General features: G+C 59.0%; 13 protein-coding genes. 8 read left to right on the plus strand and 5 right to left on the minus strand.

Annotation, left to right across the window (positions count from 1 at the left end; translation table 11 throughout):
* Positions 1 to 261 precede the first annotated feature (261 nt).
* Together EC9_RS00085 and EC9_RS00090 are read left to right on the plus strand one after the other, a co-directional pair.
* Positions 262 to 1,719 (plus strand): hypothetical protein, encoded by a 1,458-nt coding sequence (locus EC9_RS00085; protein WP_145341299.1) that lies wholly within the window; start codon positions 262 to 264, stop codon positions 1,717 to 1,719.
* Between the two features lie 133 nt (positions 1,720 to 1,852).
* Positions 1,853 to 2,791 carry an alpha/beta hydrolase gene (locus tag EC9_RS00090; protein WP_246105893.1) on the plus strand — a complete coding sequence of 313 codons (939 nt, stop codon included), beginning with the start codon at positions 1,853 to 1,855 and terminating at the stop codon, positions 2,789 to 2,791.
* Positions 2,792 to 2,887: 96 nt separating this feature from the next.
* On the opposite strand, the gene alaS is transcribed toward EC9_RS00090, so the two are convergent.
* The 3 genes from alaS to recA form a co-directional block, all read right to left on the minus strand.
* Positions 2,888 to 5,701, minus strand: coding sequence for an alanine--tRNA ligase (gene alaS / locus EC9_RS00095; protein ID WP_145341301.1), 2,814 nt, complete (start codon positions 5,699 to 5,701; stop codon positions 2,888 to 2,890).
* Between the two features lie 183 nt (positions 5,702 to 5,884).
* A complete protein-coding gene (locus tag EC9_RS00100) occupies positions 5,885 to 7,381 on the minus strand; it encodes a trypsin-like peptidase domain-containing protein (protein WP_145341303.1) in 1,497 nt (498 codons plus the stop codon).
* Between the two features lie 34 nt (positions 7,382 to 7,415).
* Positions 7,416 to 8,549: a recombinase RecA gene (recA, locus tag EC9_RS00105; RefSeq protein WP_145341305.1), complete on the minus strand. Its 1,134-nt coding sequence runs from the start codon at positions 8,547 to 8,549 to the stop codon at positions 7,416 to 7,418.
* 287 nt (positions 8,550 to 8,836) lie between these two features.
* Between recA and EC9_RS00110 the strand changes: the two genes are divergently transcribed.
* The gene (locus EC9_RS00110; RefSeq protein ID WP_145341307.1) at positions 8,837 to 9,202 is read left to right on the plus strand and encodes a 2Fe-2S iron-sulfur cluster-binding protein; all 366 of its coding nucleotides are present in this window, start codon (positions 8,837 to 8,839) and stop codon (positions 9,200 to 9,202) included.
* A gap of 214 nt (positions 9,203 to 9,416) precedes the next feature.
* A complete protein-coding gene (locus EC9_RS00115) occupies positions 9,417 to 9,947 on the plus strand; it encodes a hypothetical protein (RefSeq protein WP_145341309.1) in 531 nt (176 codons plus the stop codon).
* Positions 9,948 to 10,211: 264 nt separating this feature from the next.
* Here the strand turns inward: EC9_RS00115 and thpR are convergent, their stop codons facing one another.
* Entirely contained in the window at positions 10,212 to 10,787 is a 576-nt protein-coding gene (gene thpR / locus EC9_RS00120) for an RNA 2',3'-cyclic phosphodiesterase (protein ID WP_145341311.1), read from the minus strand.
* Between the two features lie 120 nt (positions 10,788 to 10,907).
* Between thpR and EC9_RS00125 the strand changes: the two genes are divergently transcribed.
* From EC9_RS00125 to EC9_RS00140, 4 genes are all read left to right on the plus strand, one after another.
* Complete coding sequence (locus EC9_RS00125; RefSeq protein ID WP_218934471.1) at positions 10,908 to 11,936, plus strand: YheT family hydrolase; 1,029 nt, start codon at positions 10,908 to 10,910, stop codon at positions 11,934 to 11,936.
* A gap of 232 nt (positions 11,937 to 12,168) precedes the next feature.
* Positions 12,169 to 13,152 (plus strand): ImuA family protein, encoded by a 984-nt coding sequence (locus tag EC9_RS00130; protein WP_145341315.1) that lies wholly within the window; start codon positions 12,169 to 12,171, stop codon positions 13,150 to 13,152.
* The gene (locus EC9_RS00135) at positions 13,067 to 14,770 is read left to right on the plus strand and encodes a Y-family DNA polymerase (protein ID WP_145341317.1); all 1,704 of its coding nucleotides are present in this window, start codon (positions 13,067 to 13,069) and stop codon (positions 14,768 to 14,770) included. The genes EC9_RS00130 and EC9_RS00135 overlap by 86 nt, the downstream gene beginning before the upstream one ends.
* Before the next feature lie 489 nt (positions 14,771 to 15,259).
* On the plus strand, positions 15,260 to 15,826 hold the full coding sequence (locus tag EC9_RS00140) for a peptidylprolyl isomerase (RefSeq protein ID WP_145117167.1): 567 nt from the start codon (positions 15,260 to 15,262) through the stop codon (positions 15,824 to 15,826).
* A gap of 1,178 nt (positions 15,827 to 17,004) precedes the next feature.
* Here EC9_RS00140 and EC9_RS00145 read toward each other — a convergent pair.
* Positions 17,005 to 18,288, minus strand: coding sequence for a polysaccharide pyruvyl transferase family protein (locus EC9_RS00145; RefSeq protein ID WP_145341319.1), 1,284 nt, complete (start codon positions 18,286 to 18,288; stop codon positions 17,005 to 17,007).

Raw genomic sequence — 18,288 nt, forward strand, 5'->3', positions numbered from 1 at the left:
TTTGGGGTTGTGAGGTTTAGGCCGACTTTTGAGCGCAAGTATACAACGCATTCTCGACGGTGCGCATCGGTGGCGGAGCAGAGCGCATCGCCGCTGCGCAGCGGTTATGATGGGGGCCAAGTAAGCCTGCTACGGGATCACACCACGCCCTGCGATTTGCGGAGCTTTCTGGGACACCGATTCGTCGGTGCTCCGCCGCCCGCAGGTTTGTTGGTCTTCCAGCTCCCCACCTACTCCCATCCCCCACCCTTTGGAGTCGCCATGAGATCCCCTCGCAATCGCATGCTTCCGGCACTTGTGATCCTTGCCTCGCTGACCGCATCGAGCCATGCCGCCGAACCTTTGATGCTCGGGTCGCGATGGGAGCTGTTCGTCGACGAATACCTTATCGATTCCAAGCAGAACGTCGAATTGAAGCTGCACGAGCCCGTTCGCCGGGAGATCGTGCTGACGACCGACAAACCTTGGGAGGGGCCGACGAGCGCCTATTTCTCGGTGGTCCAGGATGGCGAGAAGGTTCGGCTGTATTACCGCGGATCCGACGGAGGCCCCGATCATTCCGAGTCGCAATTTACCTGTGTCGCCGAGAGCAAAGATGGGATCCATTTCACACGTCCGAAGTTGGGACTGATCGAGGCGGGGGGGACCAAAGAAAACAACGTGATCTGGCGTGGCGTCGAATCGCACAACTTCGCTCCCTTTCTCGATCCCAACCCGTCGGCCAAGCCCGATGCCCGTTTCAAAGCGTTGGGCGGGGTCAAGAAGCCCGGGAAGAACTGGCAATACGGTGAAACGCCAGGCGGTCTGTACGCCTTTGCATCGGCTGATGGGATTCACTGGCGAAAGCTTCAGAAGGAACCGGTCATTACAAAAGGGGCGTTCGATTCTCAGAACCTCGCTTTTTGGGACGCCGCGCGAAACCGGTACGCATGTTTCAGTCGCATCTTTTCCGCGGAGGACAAACTGCGGGCGATTCAGAGCAGCCATTCCCAGGACTTTCTGAAATGGTCGACCGGCGTTCCCCATCGTTATGCGGAGGATGCGCCGAAGGAACACTTTTACACCTCGGCGACCATTCCCTGTCCGACCGCGCCTCATCTGTTTCTGTCGTTCCCCAAACGGTTCGAACCCGCCCGGCGGAAGATTCCCGAACACAGCGTCAAAGGCGTTTCCGATACGATCTTTATGTCCAGCCGCGACGGGGGCCACTGGGATCGCCCCTTCCTGCAAGCCTGGGCTAGGCCGGGGCTGGATCCAAAAAATTGGACCGACCGCAGCAACATGGTTGCGTATGGCATCTACGACGGAGGCGACGGTGAGTGGTCGCTTTATATCAGCGAGCACTATCGACACGCCGACCATCGCATCCGTCGGCTGACCGTCCGCCAACAAGGATTTGCCTCGGCTCATGTGGGAGGCGGCAAACATGGCGAGTTCACCACGCATCCGATCCAGTTCGACGGCGACTCGTTGCAGCTCAACTACGCCAGCTCCGCAGCCGGCAGCATCCAGATCGAGATCCAGGACGAAAAGGGGCAACCGATTCCAGGGTTTGCGATGCAGGAGATGCCCGAACTGTATGGAGACGAATTGGCGGCGACCGCAACTTGGGATTCGGGATCCGACCTCGGCGCGCTGCGTGGGAAAACGATTCGGTTGCGGGTCAAGATGATCGACGCCGATCTCTATGCACTGCGGTTCACCGATAAGGTCAAATGATCTGCACGCGACCACGGCACACGCTCGTTCTGGGGTGAGTATGATGTTGGCGACGGCTGGGACGGCACATCGATCTGGCTCGTTGTGATCGTTTCGCACCCCCGATTTACCCTAACTCGACCTGAGACCCCCCATGATGAAGCTCAAAACCGTTCTGTTTGCACCTTTGGTCTGCCTGATGTTGTCCAACATCGTTGTTGCCCAAACCCCCCAGCCTCAAAAGCTTTGGAAAGATGGAGCCCCCGGCGCGGGGGGGGGCGAGGTTGGCGATCTGCCTAATTTGACGATCTATCAGGCTGAAGGGGAAGGTCCATGGCCGGCGATCGTCGTCCTCCCCGGCGGTGGCTACGGCGGATTGGCCATCGATCACGAAGGTCATGCGATCGCGAAATGGTTGCAGGATCTTGGCGTCACTGGTGCGATCTGCCAGTACCGCCATCGCGGCAAAGGAAACCAGGGAGCCGGTTACAAACATCCCTTTCCGTTGATGGATGCTCAGCGAGCGATCCGCACCCTTCGCGCTCAAGCTGCTGAACTGAACATCGATCCAAATCGGATCGGGATCCTCGGCTTCTCCGCCGGCGGTCACTTGGCATCGACTGCGGCGACCCACTTCGACGACGGGAATCCCGACGCGTCGGATCCGATCGATCGCGTCAGCTGCCGGCCCGACTTTGCCGTCTTGTGTTACGCGGTGATCGGCCTGAACAAGCCCTACACGCATCGCGGCAGCCAACGCAATCTGCTGGGCGAAGACGCACCCGAAGAACTTGTCGAGTCGCTGTCGAACGAATCGCAGGTGACCGAAAAGACACCGCCGACCTTCCTGTTCCACACCAGCGGAGACACCGGCGTGCCGCCGCAGAATTCCGTCCACTTCTACCTGGCCTGCCACAAGCACAAGGTGCCGGTCGAGATGCACATCTTCGAGAAGGGCCGACACGGACTAGGCCTGGCCGCAGGCCGCCCCGGCGCCGAACACTGGCCGATGCTGTGCCACGAGTGGATGATCTCCCGAGGGATTTTGGAAGCCGACGCGTCGCAGACCGCTGCCGAATCGAAGAGCAAGTAAGCTCAAGGCTACTGTTGAGTACAGCAGCGACGTAACAAAAAAACGCACCGGCGATGATGTCGCCGGTGCGTTGAGTGTTCACTCTAAGCGTGCGTGTTAGCCGATCATCGCGCGGGCGCCCTCTTTTGCTTTGTCGATCGCGGCGGGGAGCTTTTCGGGATCCTTGCCGCCGGCTTGAGCCAGATCGGGTTTGCCACCGCCGCCGCCACCGACGACCGCTGCGACTTCGCCAACCCATTTGCCGGCGCTCATTCCGCCTTCGACAAGGGCTTTGCTGATCCCCGCGACAAGGATCACTTTGTCGCCGCCAACGACTGTCGCCAACAGGACCGCGACCGGCTTGTCGCTCTTCTTTCGCAGCTGGTCGATAAGTTGGCGGATCACGTTCGGATTGGCACCATCGATCGTCCGGACGATCAACAGCGATTCGCCTACGGTTTCGGCGTCGGCCAAAAGATCGTCGGCGGTCACCTGTTCACCAGCGGTCAGGTTGGCCAGTTGTTGGATCAACGACTTCTCGTCGGCCAACAAGGCATCGATCCGCGAGCTGACATCGGCCGCTGCGACGTTCAACATTCGAGCGGTATCGCGGACGATCAACTTCATCTTTGCATAGCTCGCCTCGCCACCGCCGCCGGTCACGGGAGTTCGCTTTTGGACGTCGGCGTTTCCGCTGGCCAGTTGCTTCTTCAGCTTACGAACCTGGTCGATCAAGCTCTTGGTCGCTTCGCTAACCGCAGCGACGGGACAGGCCAATTGTTTGGCTGCCGCTTCGAGAATCTCGGTCGTTTGCTGGCGATAGGCTTTCGCTTTTTCGCCCGTCAACGCCACGATCCGGCGGGTGTTGCTGGAGACGCTCTCCTCGCTTGTCAATTCAAACGCTTGCACGTCGCCGGTGTTGTCGAGGTGCGTTCCTCCGCACAGCTCCTTGGAGAACTCTCCCATCGAGACCATCCGCACCGGGTCGGGATACTTTTCGCCAAACAGCATCATCGCGCCAGCAGCGCGGGCGTCGGCCAAGGGGACGGTGTCCCAGCGGATCGGATCGCCGGCGGCGACATGTTCCAGGACGTCGCTTTGAATCGCTTCGATTTGGGCTTCGGACAACGCTTCTTGGTTGGTGAAGTCGAATCGCAATACGTCCGCTTCGACCTTCGACCCCTGTTGTTGAGCGTGTTGGCCAACGTGCTTTTGCAACGCGTGGTGCAGGATGTGGGTCGCGGAGTGCGCGCGGCGGATCGCGTCGCGCCGCTCGGTGTCGACGTCGGCGGTGACCGTTGCGTTTTCATGGATCGTGCCGCGGACCAGATGTCCGTAATGGACGATCAATGCGGCATGCTTCTGCGTGTCGGTGACATGGAACTCAAAATCGTCGTTGTGGATCGTCCCGACGTCGCCAACTTGGCCGCCGCTTTCGGCGTAGAAGGGAGTGTGGTCCAAGACGACGCGGAGTTCTTGATCGGCACCGCCCGCGGCAACTTTGCCCAACAGATGTTCGTCGCCATCGGTGTTGCCGACGATGATTCCTTTGACGTGGCAGCTGGCCGAGATCTGTTCGTAGCCCAGGAACGGAGTCTCGCGGAGCGATTCCTTCAGCGTTTCCAAAGGACCGGTCTGGAACAGTTCTTTCTGCCCCGCACCGCTATCGACGGCGTGTTGGTCCATCGATTTGTTGTACCCGTCCCAATCGAAGGTCAGGTTCTTTTCCGACGCCAGCGTCTGCAACAGTTCCGGCGGGACGCCGTAGGTTTTGTAGAGGTCGGCCGCTTCGTTGCCGTCGACCATCACGCCGGCGACATCTTCCATCCGCGTGAACATCTGATCGATCCGCGAGAGCGCGGCGTCGAGCGTTTGGAAGAACGCTTCTTCCTCTTTCTGCATCACGCGGGTGACGCGTTGAACCGATTCAGCCAGTTCCGGATACGGTTTCTTCATCTGTTCGACAACCGCCGGCACGATTTGGTGCAGGAACGGTTCACGTAAACCCATTTGATGTCCGTCCAAGACGGCGCGGCGGATCAAGCGGCGGACGACATATTTGGCTTTGTCGGGGCCGGGGTAGACGTTTTCGTGGATCGAAAAAGTGCAAGCGCGGACGTGATCGGTGATCCGTCGCAAGCGGCGGCCATCGTCGCTGTCCAACGAATAATTGCGGCTGCAGACTTCGGCGGCAGCTTGCACGATCGGGAACAGATTATCGATGTGGTAATTGGTCGGTTGGCCCTGCAGGACGCTGGCGCAGCGTTCCAGCCCCATCCCGGTGTCGATGTTTTTGCTGGGCAGCGGATGCAGGTTGTCGGGGGGACTGCCGATGCGGTTGAACTGGGTGAAGACGAGGTTCCAAATCTCGACCGATTCGCCACCTTCCAATTCGTAATAGATCTCGCTGCAGGGACCGCAGACGCCATCGGGGCCCTGGCTTGGCGCGCTGGCGGGCCAGAAGTTTTCGTCCTCGTCCATCCGCGCGATCTTGGATGTCGGCAGGCCGATCTGTTCGTGCCAGATCCCAAACGCTTCGTCATCGTCTTTGTAGACCGTTACGTTCAGCCGGCCGGCGGGGATGTTCAACCACTTCTTGCTGGTCAGGAATTCCCACGCCCAGTGGATTGCTTCGGTCTTGAAATAATCGCCGAAGCTGAAATTGCCCAGCATCTCAAAGAATGTGTGGTGGTAGGCGGTGCGGCCGACGTTTTCGATGTCGCCGGTTCGCAGACACTTCTGGCAGGTCGTCGCCCGCGTGAAATCGAGCTTCACCTTGCCCAGGAAGTGATCCTTGAACTGGTTCATGCCCGCGGGAGTGAACAGCACCGAGGGATCCCAGGTCGGCACCAACACATCGCTTCCCTGCAGCGTATGTCCTTTGCTGACATAGAAATCCAAGTACATTTCACGCAGTTCGTCGGTCTTCATCGATGCTGCTCTTTGAGTCGGGTGGGGCGCGGTAGGCGAAGTGTCAAAACTGCATTTTTACCGAGAAATGGAGTTTTCCAACAGGTAGCATGAGCTGTGGAGTTTGCCTAGTCGGCAGAAACGGTCCGGCCGCGGTCTCGGGGCATTCCCCGCAAACCTTCGCGTTTCGCATCGCCGCAGCGACTATTGGATGCTCGTCGGGACCGAGATCCGTTGCTCGCGATCGCCGGGGCCCACAATCGTCAGCGCGACCGCATCGGTCTGCTCTTTCACTAGCTCATAGAAGGTATCGGGATCTGGCACCGATTTGTCGCCCACTTTCTGCACGAATTGCCCCGGTCGCAGCCCGGCGTTCCAAGCGGGCGTGTCGGGATCGACGCTGATCACCGCAACGGGCAGGATCTCCCGAGGGCGCGAGAACCCAAACAACTGGCCCGGCGGTAGGGCCGTCCCGTGGTCGACTCGCAATCCACGCCAGCTCGGTTCGGGAAACCGGCTGTAGCCCGGTTTGGTCAACGCTAGGTATTTCTTCCCCAGCGTGACGTCGACGATTTTGGATTGGAAGTCGTCGGTCAGCGGGTTGCCTTGCAGCAGCGTCATCTGGACGTGGGCGTTCGCCGGTCGGCGACTCATCTCGCGAAACAATCCCGCCGCGCCATCGATCGGTTGCCCGTCGATCTTAGTGATCAGATCGCCGCTGCGCAAACCAGCCCGTTGAGCTGGCATGCCTTGCAGCACCTGGCGAACGATCGCTCCACGCAGTCCGCGGGCGCGTTGCGGTTCGGGGAGGTCGGCCGGTTCCAAACCCAAGAAGCCAAACGCGGGCGTTTTGCCTTCACGCAATTGGTCGATCGCGGCTCGCATCGATTTGTCGATCGGAATCGCAAACCCGGCCGATTGTTCGTATCCAGCGACCGCGGCCAGGGATGTCGTCAGCCCGATCATCTCGCCTTGTAAATTAACCAACGCTCCACCGCTGGTCCCCAGGTTCAACTTGGCGTCGGTTTGAATCAAGGTCCCAAATTCGTGCAACTGCTCGCTGGCGGGAGCTTGTCCACGCGATTCCTTGTCGGGCTGCGCCGCCGCGGCCCGCTGCAGGTTCGAAACGATCCCCATGCTGGCGCTGGGGTATCCGTCGCGAGCGATAGCGTACGGATTGCCTAAAGAGATCACAAACATGCCGCGCTGGATCTGCGACGCATCGCCCATTTTGATTACCGGGAGAGCCTTGGCGTTTTGGATTCGCAGGATCGCTAGATCGGTCCACGGGTCGCCCGCTTGGACTTCGGCGGGCGTCGCTTGGACGACCGCCTGGCTGCCGATTCCGCGATGCCAGACGTAATAGTCGTTCTGCTTGGGATCGTCGAGGACGTGGAAGTTCGTCAGGACGTCGCCGTCGGCTGAAACGATCACGCCCGACGCAAACTCCGTCGGAACAAACGCCGGGTTGGTCGGATCGATCAGCGGTCGACCGAGCCCGGGGAGATTGAATTTCAGATCGCCCATCGCATCGGCGGGCAGATCTTTGCGAACGCGAGCGATCGCAACGACCGAACGCCCCGCGCGATCGATCGCATTGGTTAACGCCGACTGCATCGACAGCAACGCGTCCGGCGATTGCTGTGCCGAGGTCGGACAGGCCGAGAGCAAAATGACAACGAGGAAAGCAATTTGTCGCATCTTGAATCAACCTGTCCGCAAATCGAAGCCGTTGTTAACTGTTGGTCGTCGCTTCTTCATCGACATCGCTCAAAGCATCTGCATCGGCGGCTGCGTCTTCAGCACCGATTTCGACAGGACCAGCGAACCCGCCCGCCGTCATGATCCGGTCGCGGATCTCGTCGCGCGTTTCGGTGTTCTCGATCAGGAAGTTACGCGCCTTCTCCTTGCCTTGTCCAAGGTAGGTTTCGCCATACTTGAACCAAGCACCGCTGCGAGTGAGCACGTTGTGTTCCAGCCCCAAGTCGAGGATGTCGCCTTCGAAACTGATACCATTATTATGCATCATATCGAATTCGGCGATCCGGAACGGCGGTGCCACCTTGTTCTTGACGATCTTGCATTTGACCCGTTGGCCGACCTGTTCTTCGCCATCTTTGAGTGCACCGATCCGACGGACGTCGATCCGGCAACTGGCGTAGAACTTCAACGCCCGACCGCCCGGTGTGGTTTCGGGGCTGCCGAACATCACGCCGATCTTTTCGCGGATCTGGTTGATGAAGATCACCACCGATTTGCTCTTCGCGATCGCACCGGTCAGCTTCCGCATCGATTGGCTCATCAGACGCGCTTGCAGCCCGACGTGCGACGCTCCGATTTCGCCTTCGAGTTCCGCACGCGGTACCAACGCCGCGACGGAGTCGATGATGATCACGTCGACCGAGTTGCTTTTGACCAACATCTCGGTGATCTGCATCGCCTCTTCACCGCTGCTCGGTTGGCTGACCAACAGCGAATCGAGTTCGACGCCCAGCTTCTTACCCCAGCCGGGATCAAAGGCGTGCTCGGCATCGATGATCGCCGCAATGCCACCCGCCTTTTGCGCTTCGGCGGCGACGTGCAATGCTAGCGTCGTCTTACCGCTCGATTCGGGGCCGTAGACTTCGATGATCCGGCCGCGAGGCAGCCCGAAGCCGCCCAAGGCCATGTCCAGGCTCAAGCTGCCGGTCGGAATCCCACTGATTTTTAATTGCGATTCAGCACCCAAAGGCATGATCGCCCCACCGCCAAACGATTTTTCGATCTGCTGCAGGGTGGCGGCCAAACCCGGTTCACGCGCCAAAACGGCTTTCATGCCTGGGTCGATCTTGCCTGCTTTTGCACTCGATTTTGCTGATTTCTTGGCCATGGTGATCCCTTTCGATTCGCTTTCCCAAATGTGATTCGCCCGCTTGCCGGACCCGCTCGTAAGCATCGTCTGCTCGCCAAAAGTGGACAATCGGATAGTACCCTTTGTATCGGGGACCAACAACCACTTGATTTGGGAACAGTCTCTCTTGCTCTGTGAATAGTATTGGCTCGGGGCGTGACACCTCTGGTCCCAGGCTGCTATCGGTTGCTAGGTTAACAGCGGACTAACACCGGAACCCCTGACAAAGGGGTACCCCAATAAAACAATCAACAGGAGCATTTTCGATGCCAAAGTTAACTATCGAAGGTCAGGGTGAATTTGAAGTTCCCGCCGGGACACGCTTGGTCAACGCGTTGACCAAGATCGCCGGCACCGATCAATTGCATGCCTGTGGTGGCAAATGCCGCTGCACCACCTGCCGCGTTGAATTTATCGCAGGCGAACCGTCGAAGATGACCGAAGCCGAACAAGCGACGCTGTCGGCTCGCGGCATCGACCAACAGGGGGTTCGGTTGAGTTGTCAGATCTTGTTCGAACAGGATCAACATATCAAGTTGATCAGCCGACTCGAAGGAAGTGGCCGCGCCGACCAAGGTGGTGCATGTGCCGAAGAGATCGAACCCGAACCACAATGGGTCGAAAAGTCGTAAGCAGCTTCGAGTGATTTTTGGGCGGGGTTCAAACAACCCGCTGACTGAGTCGAAAATTTCCCTCGATCGGGCACGGTGAGCGACGCGTTTACGCGTCCTTTGATGGTGAGCAGAGGTCGTGACGACCTGTTGTTAGAACCGATTGGAGCCTCTAGCGTTTCAGCTTGGACAGAGGCTTCAAGGCACAACCGTCTCGCATTGGGGGAACACTCGGATGAAACGTTCTGCATTTCTATTGTTGTTGGCGGCGGTCGCGATCGTTGCCAATCTGCCAGCTCGTTCGATCGGACAACAAGAGGCTGGGACCACTCCGGTGGCGAACGACCTGCCGGGAGACGAACAGGAAGCGGCGGCTGGCGAAGCGAGCGACGCGGCGCAGATCGATGGCGAATTGGAATCCGATAGCGGTGTCGAAACGCAGCGGCTGCCGCCGGGGTATTCGGAGATAATCACCAATTCCCAGCGACGCAAGATCTACCAAATCCAACAGGGTTACCAATCGCAGATCGACGTGCTGCAGCGGCAGATCGCCGCTTTGGTTACCAGTCGCGATGCCGAGATCGGAGCGGTGTTGGATCCGCAGCAGCAACAAGTGCTGAAGTTCATCCTCGAGATTCGCGAGCGAAATCGTACCGAGATGGAACAAACCATCTCCACCCAACGCGGCGTGACGTCACCGCAGGCGAACGGTCCGGTCACCGCGGAACCCGCGTTGGAAGATACCGAACTGACGCCGATCGAATAGCCTCAGTCAAACGGCGCGAGGCAATGCGAACGAGCCCTTTTTAGAATCAATACCGTTCAAAGAAGGAGCCTCGGACCGTCGCAATAATTAGCGGCGGGATGTAGTGGACGAGGTTACGAGTCCCAGCGATTTGGTCTGATGCATGCAACAGGACTCGTAGCCTCGTCCACTACGCTTCGTTGAACGGTATTGTGTATAGAATCCTGGGCCGTACCGGCGCGATCGATCGTCGGGGCGGTCGTTGGGCTTTGCGGTGGCCATCGATCAGTCCAACGCGACGCGGTCCATCACGTTGTAGGTCGGCCCTTTTTGGTGCTTGTCCATGAAGCTTGCGAAGACGTGGACTTCTTGGACATGGATCATCCCCAGGTCGGTCTCCGCTTCCTTTTCCGCGGCGGCGATAAAGTCCTCCCCTAAGCGACTTCCCTTTTTCAGTCGCCCCAGGGTGAGGTGAGGTGTGTAGTCGCGGAACTCCCGCTTAAAGCCCAGCTTGCCCATTTCGATGTCGATCGATTCTGCCAACGGGCACAAACCGGAGGATTGATCTTCGACGCCAGCCCAGACGACGCGAGCCCGTTGCAGATCGGGGAACCCACCGATCCCCTGGATTGAGAGCGAGAAGGGTTCGACGTTCGCACAACACTTCCGCAACGCCTTGCAGACGTCGGGGACTTCGATATTGTCGACGTCGCCGAGAAACTTCAGCGTCAGGTGCAGATTGTCGGCATCGACCCACTTCACGCCGGTTGCCGGTTCGCGAAGCCGATCGACCATCCGACCCGCGGCGTTTTGAATTTCATCGGTGAGCGGTATCGCAATAAACGATCGAATCTTCTGCATCGCTAGACATCCAAATCAAGAAACTCTTATTATAGCTGGTGCATCAAAAATCGGCACCAGCACGCGCGTCGTCTTCGCCGGGCGCGGCAGTCTTCGCCACGGGATGGCTGGATTTGTTCGTTGCCGCTTCTCCAAACCAAGGAACTCGCCGCTGTGTCCCTTTCGTTCCAACCCCATCCCTTGCTGTTGGGGGGACATCTGCAAACGCTCGCCACGACGCTGATCCCCACACCCCAAATCCCCTACAAGGCGACGCAGCATCGCGTCGTCCTGGACGATGAGGATCAGATCGTTCTTCACGATGATACCCCGCCGGGTTGGACGGCCGGCCAGCCGGTCGCCATTTTGCTGCATGGTTTGTGCGGCTGCCATGGGGCCAGTTATATGATTCGGATGGCCGACAAAATGAACCGCTGCGGCGTCCGTGTCTTTCGCATGGACATGCGCGGCTGTGGCGCCGGCCGCGATCTGGCTCGCGAGCTGCCGCACTCGGGTCGCAGCGGCGATCTCTTAGCCGCCATCACCCGGATCGCCGAACTGTGCGACGATTCGCCGATCTGGCCGATCGGCATTTCGATGGGAGGCAACATCTTATTAAAGATGCTCGGCGAGATCGGCAAAGGGATCCTGGTCCCCGAGTTCCCCGCCGACCGGATCGCGCGAGCTGCTGCGGTCGCTCCGCCGATCGATCCAGCTCGCTGTTGCCGCAACATGAGCCGCTGGATGATGCGGCCCTACGGTCTGTACTTCATCCGCAAGCTTCGGTCGCGGGTCGCTCCGTTGGTCGAGCAGCGGGACGATTGGCGAGCGATCAATTGGAATCCTCACCCCAGAACGCTGTGGGATTTCGACGGCCTTGTCACCGCTCCGCTCAGCGGATTTCGCGACGTCGAAGACTATTACGCGCAAGCTGCCGCGGCCCCGTTGGCCTCCGGGATCGCAGTCCCCACGATGATCCTGGCTTCCGAAGACGATCCGATCATCCCGATCGGCTGCCTTCGCGACGCCGACTGGCCCGGCCACGTCGAACTGCACACCACTCGCCGCGGCGGACACGTCGGCTTCATCGGCGGCCGGCAACTCGAAACCGGCGATCGCTACTGGATGGACGCCAAGCTGCTGAACTGGTTCGATTGCCCGCAGCAATAAGCAGAGCCTGGAGAGCCCCGTCGTGTTGCAAAGCTTTGACTTGCAACCCTCAACCCGCTAACGAAATAAGGGCTCTGGATAGCGAATAAGTCGTTTGGCTGGCGAAGCTTTAGAACGATTTAGGGCGGGGACCAAACGTGTCCAAACGCCAAATATCCTCTTCGTGGACAACTGAATTGTTGGTGATAGCATTGATGTTTCACCGATACATCAAGTTCATGGTGAGGGAGCGATGTCTGTGCAACTGCAATTGTGGGATGAGCCTGCAAAAACGCTAGCATTTCCAGAAAGGAAGGCTCAGCCGCCGGTGGAACCACCACTGGCCGCGGGTTCTGCCGAGCTAGCTGCCGCGCCGCCAGACACCAAAACTGACGTTTTTTCCACACTGCAACGGTGTTCGAAAAACGGCGAGCAGGACGAGTGCCAGCCGCCCGCCGGCAAAGCGGACGTTTTGTCCAGCTTGCGAAAACAGCTACGCCGCGTCGAAGCGGCTCGGCGTCCCGAATCGCAAGCGATCTCTTCGGGCATCGAACCGCTGGACGCACTGCTCCCCCAAGCCGGTTATCCCCCGGGTTCATTGGTCGAATGGATCGACGTCGGGCACGCCGGCGGTGCGGCTTGGTTGTCGCTGACCGGTGCGGTCGCGGCTCATCGGCACACCGGCGGCAAGGTCGTGATCGTCGACACCGATCGGACGTTTTATCCCCCCGCCGCGATCGCTGCGGGGTTGCCATCCGATGCGATCGTGCTGCTGCAGCCCAAGTCGCGAGAAGACCTGATCTGGTCGCTCGACCAATCGCTTCGCTGTTCCGCGGTGGCGGCGGTTTGGGGGCGCGTCGGGAATCTGCAGGACAATGACGCCCGGCGGTTGCAATTGGCTGCCGAAACGGGAGCCACGTTGGGGATGCTGTTGCGGCCAGCGACAGCGATCCGGCAAACCAGCTGGGCCGAGGTCCGTTGGCAGGTCCGCGGAGTCGTCCCCCGATCGGCTGCCCCGACCTCCATCCTGACGGCGAATTCCGACCGCTTGCTGGCCGTGCGGTTGCTGCGTGCCCGCGGGGCTACTGCCGGACAGCAATTGATGCTGCAGATCGATCAACAGTCGCGAATCGTTCGCAAGGAACTGCCACGTGAATCCAAGAGTGCTCAGCATTTGGCTGCCGAATTGGCCCATCCAAAGACTGCACGCCGCCAGCAATCTGCCCGCCGGGCCTGATCGCCCGCCGCTGGTCTTGATCGCTCGCGACCCTCGCCGCGGCCAGCGCGTCGTCGCCTGCTGTCGCCGCGCTGCGATGGCGGGGATCAAAGTCGAGATGTCCGGCGGCGAAGCGACTTCGTTGATCGAAGCGGCAACCGATGCGCAATCGACGACTCAACCGCACGACGCTCAAGCCGACCTCGAAGCGCTGCAGGAACTCGCCGCCGCCTGCACCGAACGCTTCAGTCCATTGGTCGGCCTGGAACCGCTGGGCCCACGCCCTTGGGCGGGCCAGCTGCTGCACATGCCGCAAGGCTTGGTGATGGACGTGACCGGGATCGGTCCGTTGTTCGATGGCGAAGAATCGCTCTGTCGCCAGATCGATGAATTTTTCCAAAGCCGCAACCTGCAGGTTCGGATCGCGCTGGCCAGCACGTTAGCCGCCGCGTGGGGTTTGGCGCGAAGCCCCGCCTCGCGTCGCAAGACCGTCAAAACAACACAACGTTATTGCATCACCAAACCGGAAACCGAGTTCCATCACTTGGTCTCGATGCCAACCCGCGTGATGCGGTTAGAACCGGCTTGTGTCGAGACGCTGGCTCGGCTGGGGATCGAGCAATTTGGTCAATTGCTGCGGCTCCCTCGCGAAGGACTTGCCACGCGGCTAGGTGCCGATTTGATGTTGCGGATCGACCAACTGTTAGGTCGCGCCGACGAACCGTTGCCCGTCTACCACCATCGCCCCGAAGATCATGTCAGCATCGATCTGGAGCATCCGACGCGCGACACGGAGATCTTGATCTACAGCAGTGAACAATTAATGCAGCGGTTGGTGAAGGGACTGCGACGGCGCGGTCACGGCGCGCTACGGATCGCTTGCCGGTTTGAACTGCTGCAGCACGAAGCTGTCGAGATGCGTTTGAGCTTATTTGCGCCGACCGCCGACGACCAACATCTCAACCGTTTATTGGCCAATCATTTCGGCCGCCAGCGGTTGCCGGCCGACGTCCATCGCGTGGCGGTCTCCGCCACGTTAACCGCTCCGCTACAGCAACGCCAACCCGACCTGATCGGCGACGCGTCGACGCATGCCAACAGCGCCCCGGCGCTAGCTAATCTGATCGACAACCTGGCGGGACGACTGGGGCGACAATCGGTGTTGGGAGTTCGAGCGACGCGGAATCCCGAACCCGAATCAGCCTACCGCACTCAACCGTTGACTGGCCAACCGGTCGGTGAGATCGCGCGGATGCGACGCGGCGGCAGCCGATCGGCCGTTCGAAAATCATCCCGTTCGACGAAGCCGCGAGGATTTTTTAACGAGCAATCCGACAGCGAAAGCTTTGTCCCCTCGCCGCACGACCCGCTGCGGCGACCGATCCAATTGTTGAAAGAACCGATCGAACTGACGGTCCTCAAGATCGAGCGGGGGACGCCGCCGATGCTGTTCGGATACCGCGATCGCCAATTGCAGACGCATCGTTTTTGGGGCCCCGAGCGAATCGAGACAGCTTGGTGGAGCGGATCGATGATCCGCCGCGATTACTTCCGCATCGAGACCAATCAAGGCGATTGGTTGTGGGTCTATCGCAAACTGACGACCAGCCAGTGGTATCTGCACGGACTGTTTGGTTGATTGAAGAGGCCGCCGACGCTGCTTCAGTCGCAAAGCGACGACATGCGACAGCCTGGGACGCAAGTTCGCGCTTCACTCGCCCGGCGAAGCCAGGGAGGGTCGAGAAACGAGCGTTTAGCGACGTTTTTCGGGGAGGGCCTTCCGCTGGTTCGAGACGCTTGGAATTCCCCGCGGACTCCCCTCCCCGAACCTCGCTGCGCTGGTTCGACCCTCCCTACTAAACTGCGTTTTGGGAGGGTGAAGTGATGTGTTGCTCCTGCTTCACTCAAAAAACGGCGAGAACGCTTCGATCTGAGTAAGCTAGGGGTTTGCTAGCAAAACTTGGTTTATAGAAAAGACTTCGATCGATTGGACTTGCCTTTGCAGGTCAGGTACGGACAATAGCCTGTCGTTGAACCTCAAGAACCCTCGGTTTCATTCCGCTGCGACGACTCTGGGCGATGTGAAACCTAACCACCTGCCTTTCCGATACCAAGGAGTATCTACCCGATGCGAAATTTCGCTGCGATGCTTGCCGTAACACTGTTGGCCACCGCCACGCTGAGCGCTGCCAATCCTGTTGTTGTCGATATGAAGACCTCGATGGGGCCGATCCAGATCGAGATGTATCCCGACAAAGCTCCCGAGACCGTTAAGAACTTTGTTAACTACGCTAACAAAGGCTTCTACGACGGCACGATCTTCCATCGCGTGATCGATGGGTTCATGATCCAAGGCGGTGGATTCACGCCCAACATGCAAGAGAAAGAGACCGGCGCGATGATTCAAAACGAATCGGCCAACGGACTCAAGAACGAAAAGTACACGATCGCCATGGCGCGGACTCCGAATCCTCACAGCGCGACCAGCCAGTTCTTCATCAACACCGGCACTGACAACGGTTTCTTGGACCGGGCCAACGCTCGCGATGGTTTTGGGTATTGCGTGTTTGGCAAAGTAACCAAGGGAACCGAAATCGTCGACGCGATCGGCAAAGTTGCGACCGGAAACGTTGGCCCTCACGGCGACGTCCCACGCACTCCCGTGATCATCGAAAAGGTCACGATCGCTCAATAAGCGACGCCCCTCGGCGAAGCATCGCCTATTGCTGCCCTCCTGCAACGCGAACAGTCGCGTTGCACTTTGGGTTCCAACAGACGATCGAGAGCCGACCCATCTCTGTCGCGATCCTTATCGCGACGCGAACCGCTGGAGTCACAGGCTTCACCGATCTTTCTCACGATGACGTCGATCATCGAATGAAGCCATTGCCGGCGGGGTCGCATTATCGCAACGCGGTGTTCTTTGGGTGCCACTGGCTCTGCCAGTGCTCCTCGACCGAAGCAACTCCATCGGTTCGATCAACAGCCGGCAAAGGCTTCTAAAACGGATGGGTTGCCAGTAGTGGAGCCGACGCATTGAAGCGTGTTGTGAACGGATCATCCAAGGAGCAGATGCGATCATCAACCGGCTTGAGATCGGCACGTTTGTCGATTCATTCCGCTTCCACAGTTTCGCTCCAAGAGCACTGGCAGTGCCAGTGGCACACAACCGAGAGCAGATATCTGCATGTGCGACCCTGCCGGACCGAATGTTCTTTGAGTGCCACTGGCTCTGCCAGTGCTCCTCGACGGAGAGCTGATATCTGCAGATGCGACCCTGCCGGACCGAATAGTCTTTGAGTGCCACTGGCTCTGCCAGTGCCCCTCGACGGAGAGCTGATATCTGCAGGTACGACCCTGCCGGACCAAATGCTCTTTGAGTGCCACTGGCTCTGCCAGTGCTCCTCGACCGAAGCCCCCAAAGGTTCGAACTGCCAACGGTGCTTCCAATGGCTAGCATCGGATGAAGCAACTCCATCGGTTCGATCAACAGCCGGCAAAGGCTTCTAAAACGGATGGGTTGCCAGTTGTCGAGCCGCCGCTTTGAAGCGTGTTGTGAACGGATTATCCAAAGGGCAGATGCGATTATCAACGGGCTATCGCAACCGGCTTGAGATCGGCACGTTTGTCGATTCATTCCGCTTCGGCAGTTTCGATCCAAGAGCACTGGCAGAGCCAGTGGCACACGACCGAGAGCTGATATCTGCATGTGCGACCCTGCCGGACCGAATGTTCTTTGAGTGCCACTGGCTCTGCCAGTGCTCCTCGACCGAAGCCCCTAAAGGTTCGAACTGCCAACGGCGCTTCCAATGGCTAGCATCGGATGAAGCAGCTTCATCCGTTCGATCAACAGCCGTCGAAGGCTTCGAATCGTTAGGCGAGCGAACGCTTTAAGACTTCCATCGTTTCGGCTTGCCGTTGTTCGACGACTTTGCGAGCCGCGGCGGCCCGTTGCTTGGCCTTGTCGGGATTTTGAGCCATCTCTAGGACCGCCGGGACGATCTTCGGCATGTCGGCGGGGTTGTCGAGATCGAACAGCCAATCTCCCAGCCCGATGTCTTCCCACATGTAGCCCTTGGACGTCTGTTCGGCCCAGCGGCAGACGATCGCTGGGATGCCGTGGCCGATGCACATGATCGGTGAATGCATCTCGTTGCCAAACAGCCCCGCACTTTGCACATACGTGCTGACCGCTTCGCCCGTCAACCAGTAGTTCGGCCGCCAAACGACACGTTTGCGGATCTCCGCCGGCAGCGGATCGACTAACAATTCTTTGCCGACTTTCATCTGCGTTTGATCTTCGGGACAGACCAAGACTTTCAGATCGGTCGTCTTCACCACTTCGACGATCGCTCGACGCAGCTGCGCATGATCGTGCTCTTTCATCGCTTCGTTCCGCGCGTGTTTCACCTCGTCGAACGGGCGATCCTTGATCGTCCAATAGGGCGTGTAACGCAGCCGCGGAATGCAGCACAGGAACTTGCCCGGTTGCAGATCGTTGGCTTTTAAGAAGGCGTTCGCTTTTTCCGGTTCCCGCAGATCGCAAGCAAACGCGCCGTCGGGACCAAATTCCATGATCTTCGATTGGCAACCCTTTTCTTTGGCCAGAGCCAGCGAATGCGAATCGCGGAAGAAAACAAACTCGGCACCGCTCAGCACCTCGATCGTCTTCGCCATCGCAGGTTCCGTCGTCGGTTTCGTGGAAGCCGATCCCTTCGACGGTAGCGTGATTCCATAGACGCCGTAGGGCTTTTGAGTCTCATCGCGCCAACGAATCACATCTTTTTGTGCAACCAACGAAGGTCCCGAACCGTGCAACAGAAACTCACACTCTTCAAAAGCCTGCTTCCGCTGGGCAGCGGTTTTGATGATCTTCAGCTTCGGAAACTCCGCCCGCAGCAACTCTTCGACTCCATTGTCGACGCGGCTAGGCCACAGTGTGATCTCCGCGTCGGGCATGTGAGTCCGCAGGATTTGCAGCACACCGGGCGTGTGAGCGATGTCGCCGATGTTGACCGTTTGCCAAGACGATCGCAGCAGGATCTTTTTCTTGGCGTTTGTCGGTGCCGCGGAATCGTCGGCAGCCATCGCCGCACCCGCTGTCGCGAGCCCCAGCATGGCCAGGGCGTCGCGACGATTGAAGAGGTTATTATTCAT

This window comes from Rosistilla ulvae (assembly GCF_007741475.1).
Classification (GTDB): Bacteria; Planctomycetota; Planctomycetia; order Pirellulales; family Pirellulaceae; genus Rosistilla; species Rosistilla ulvae.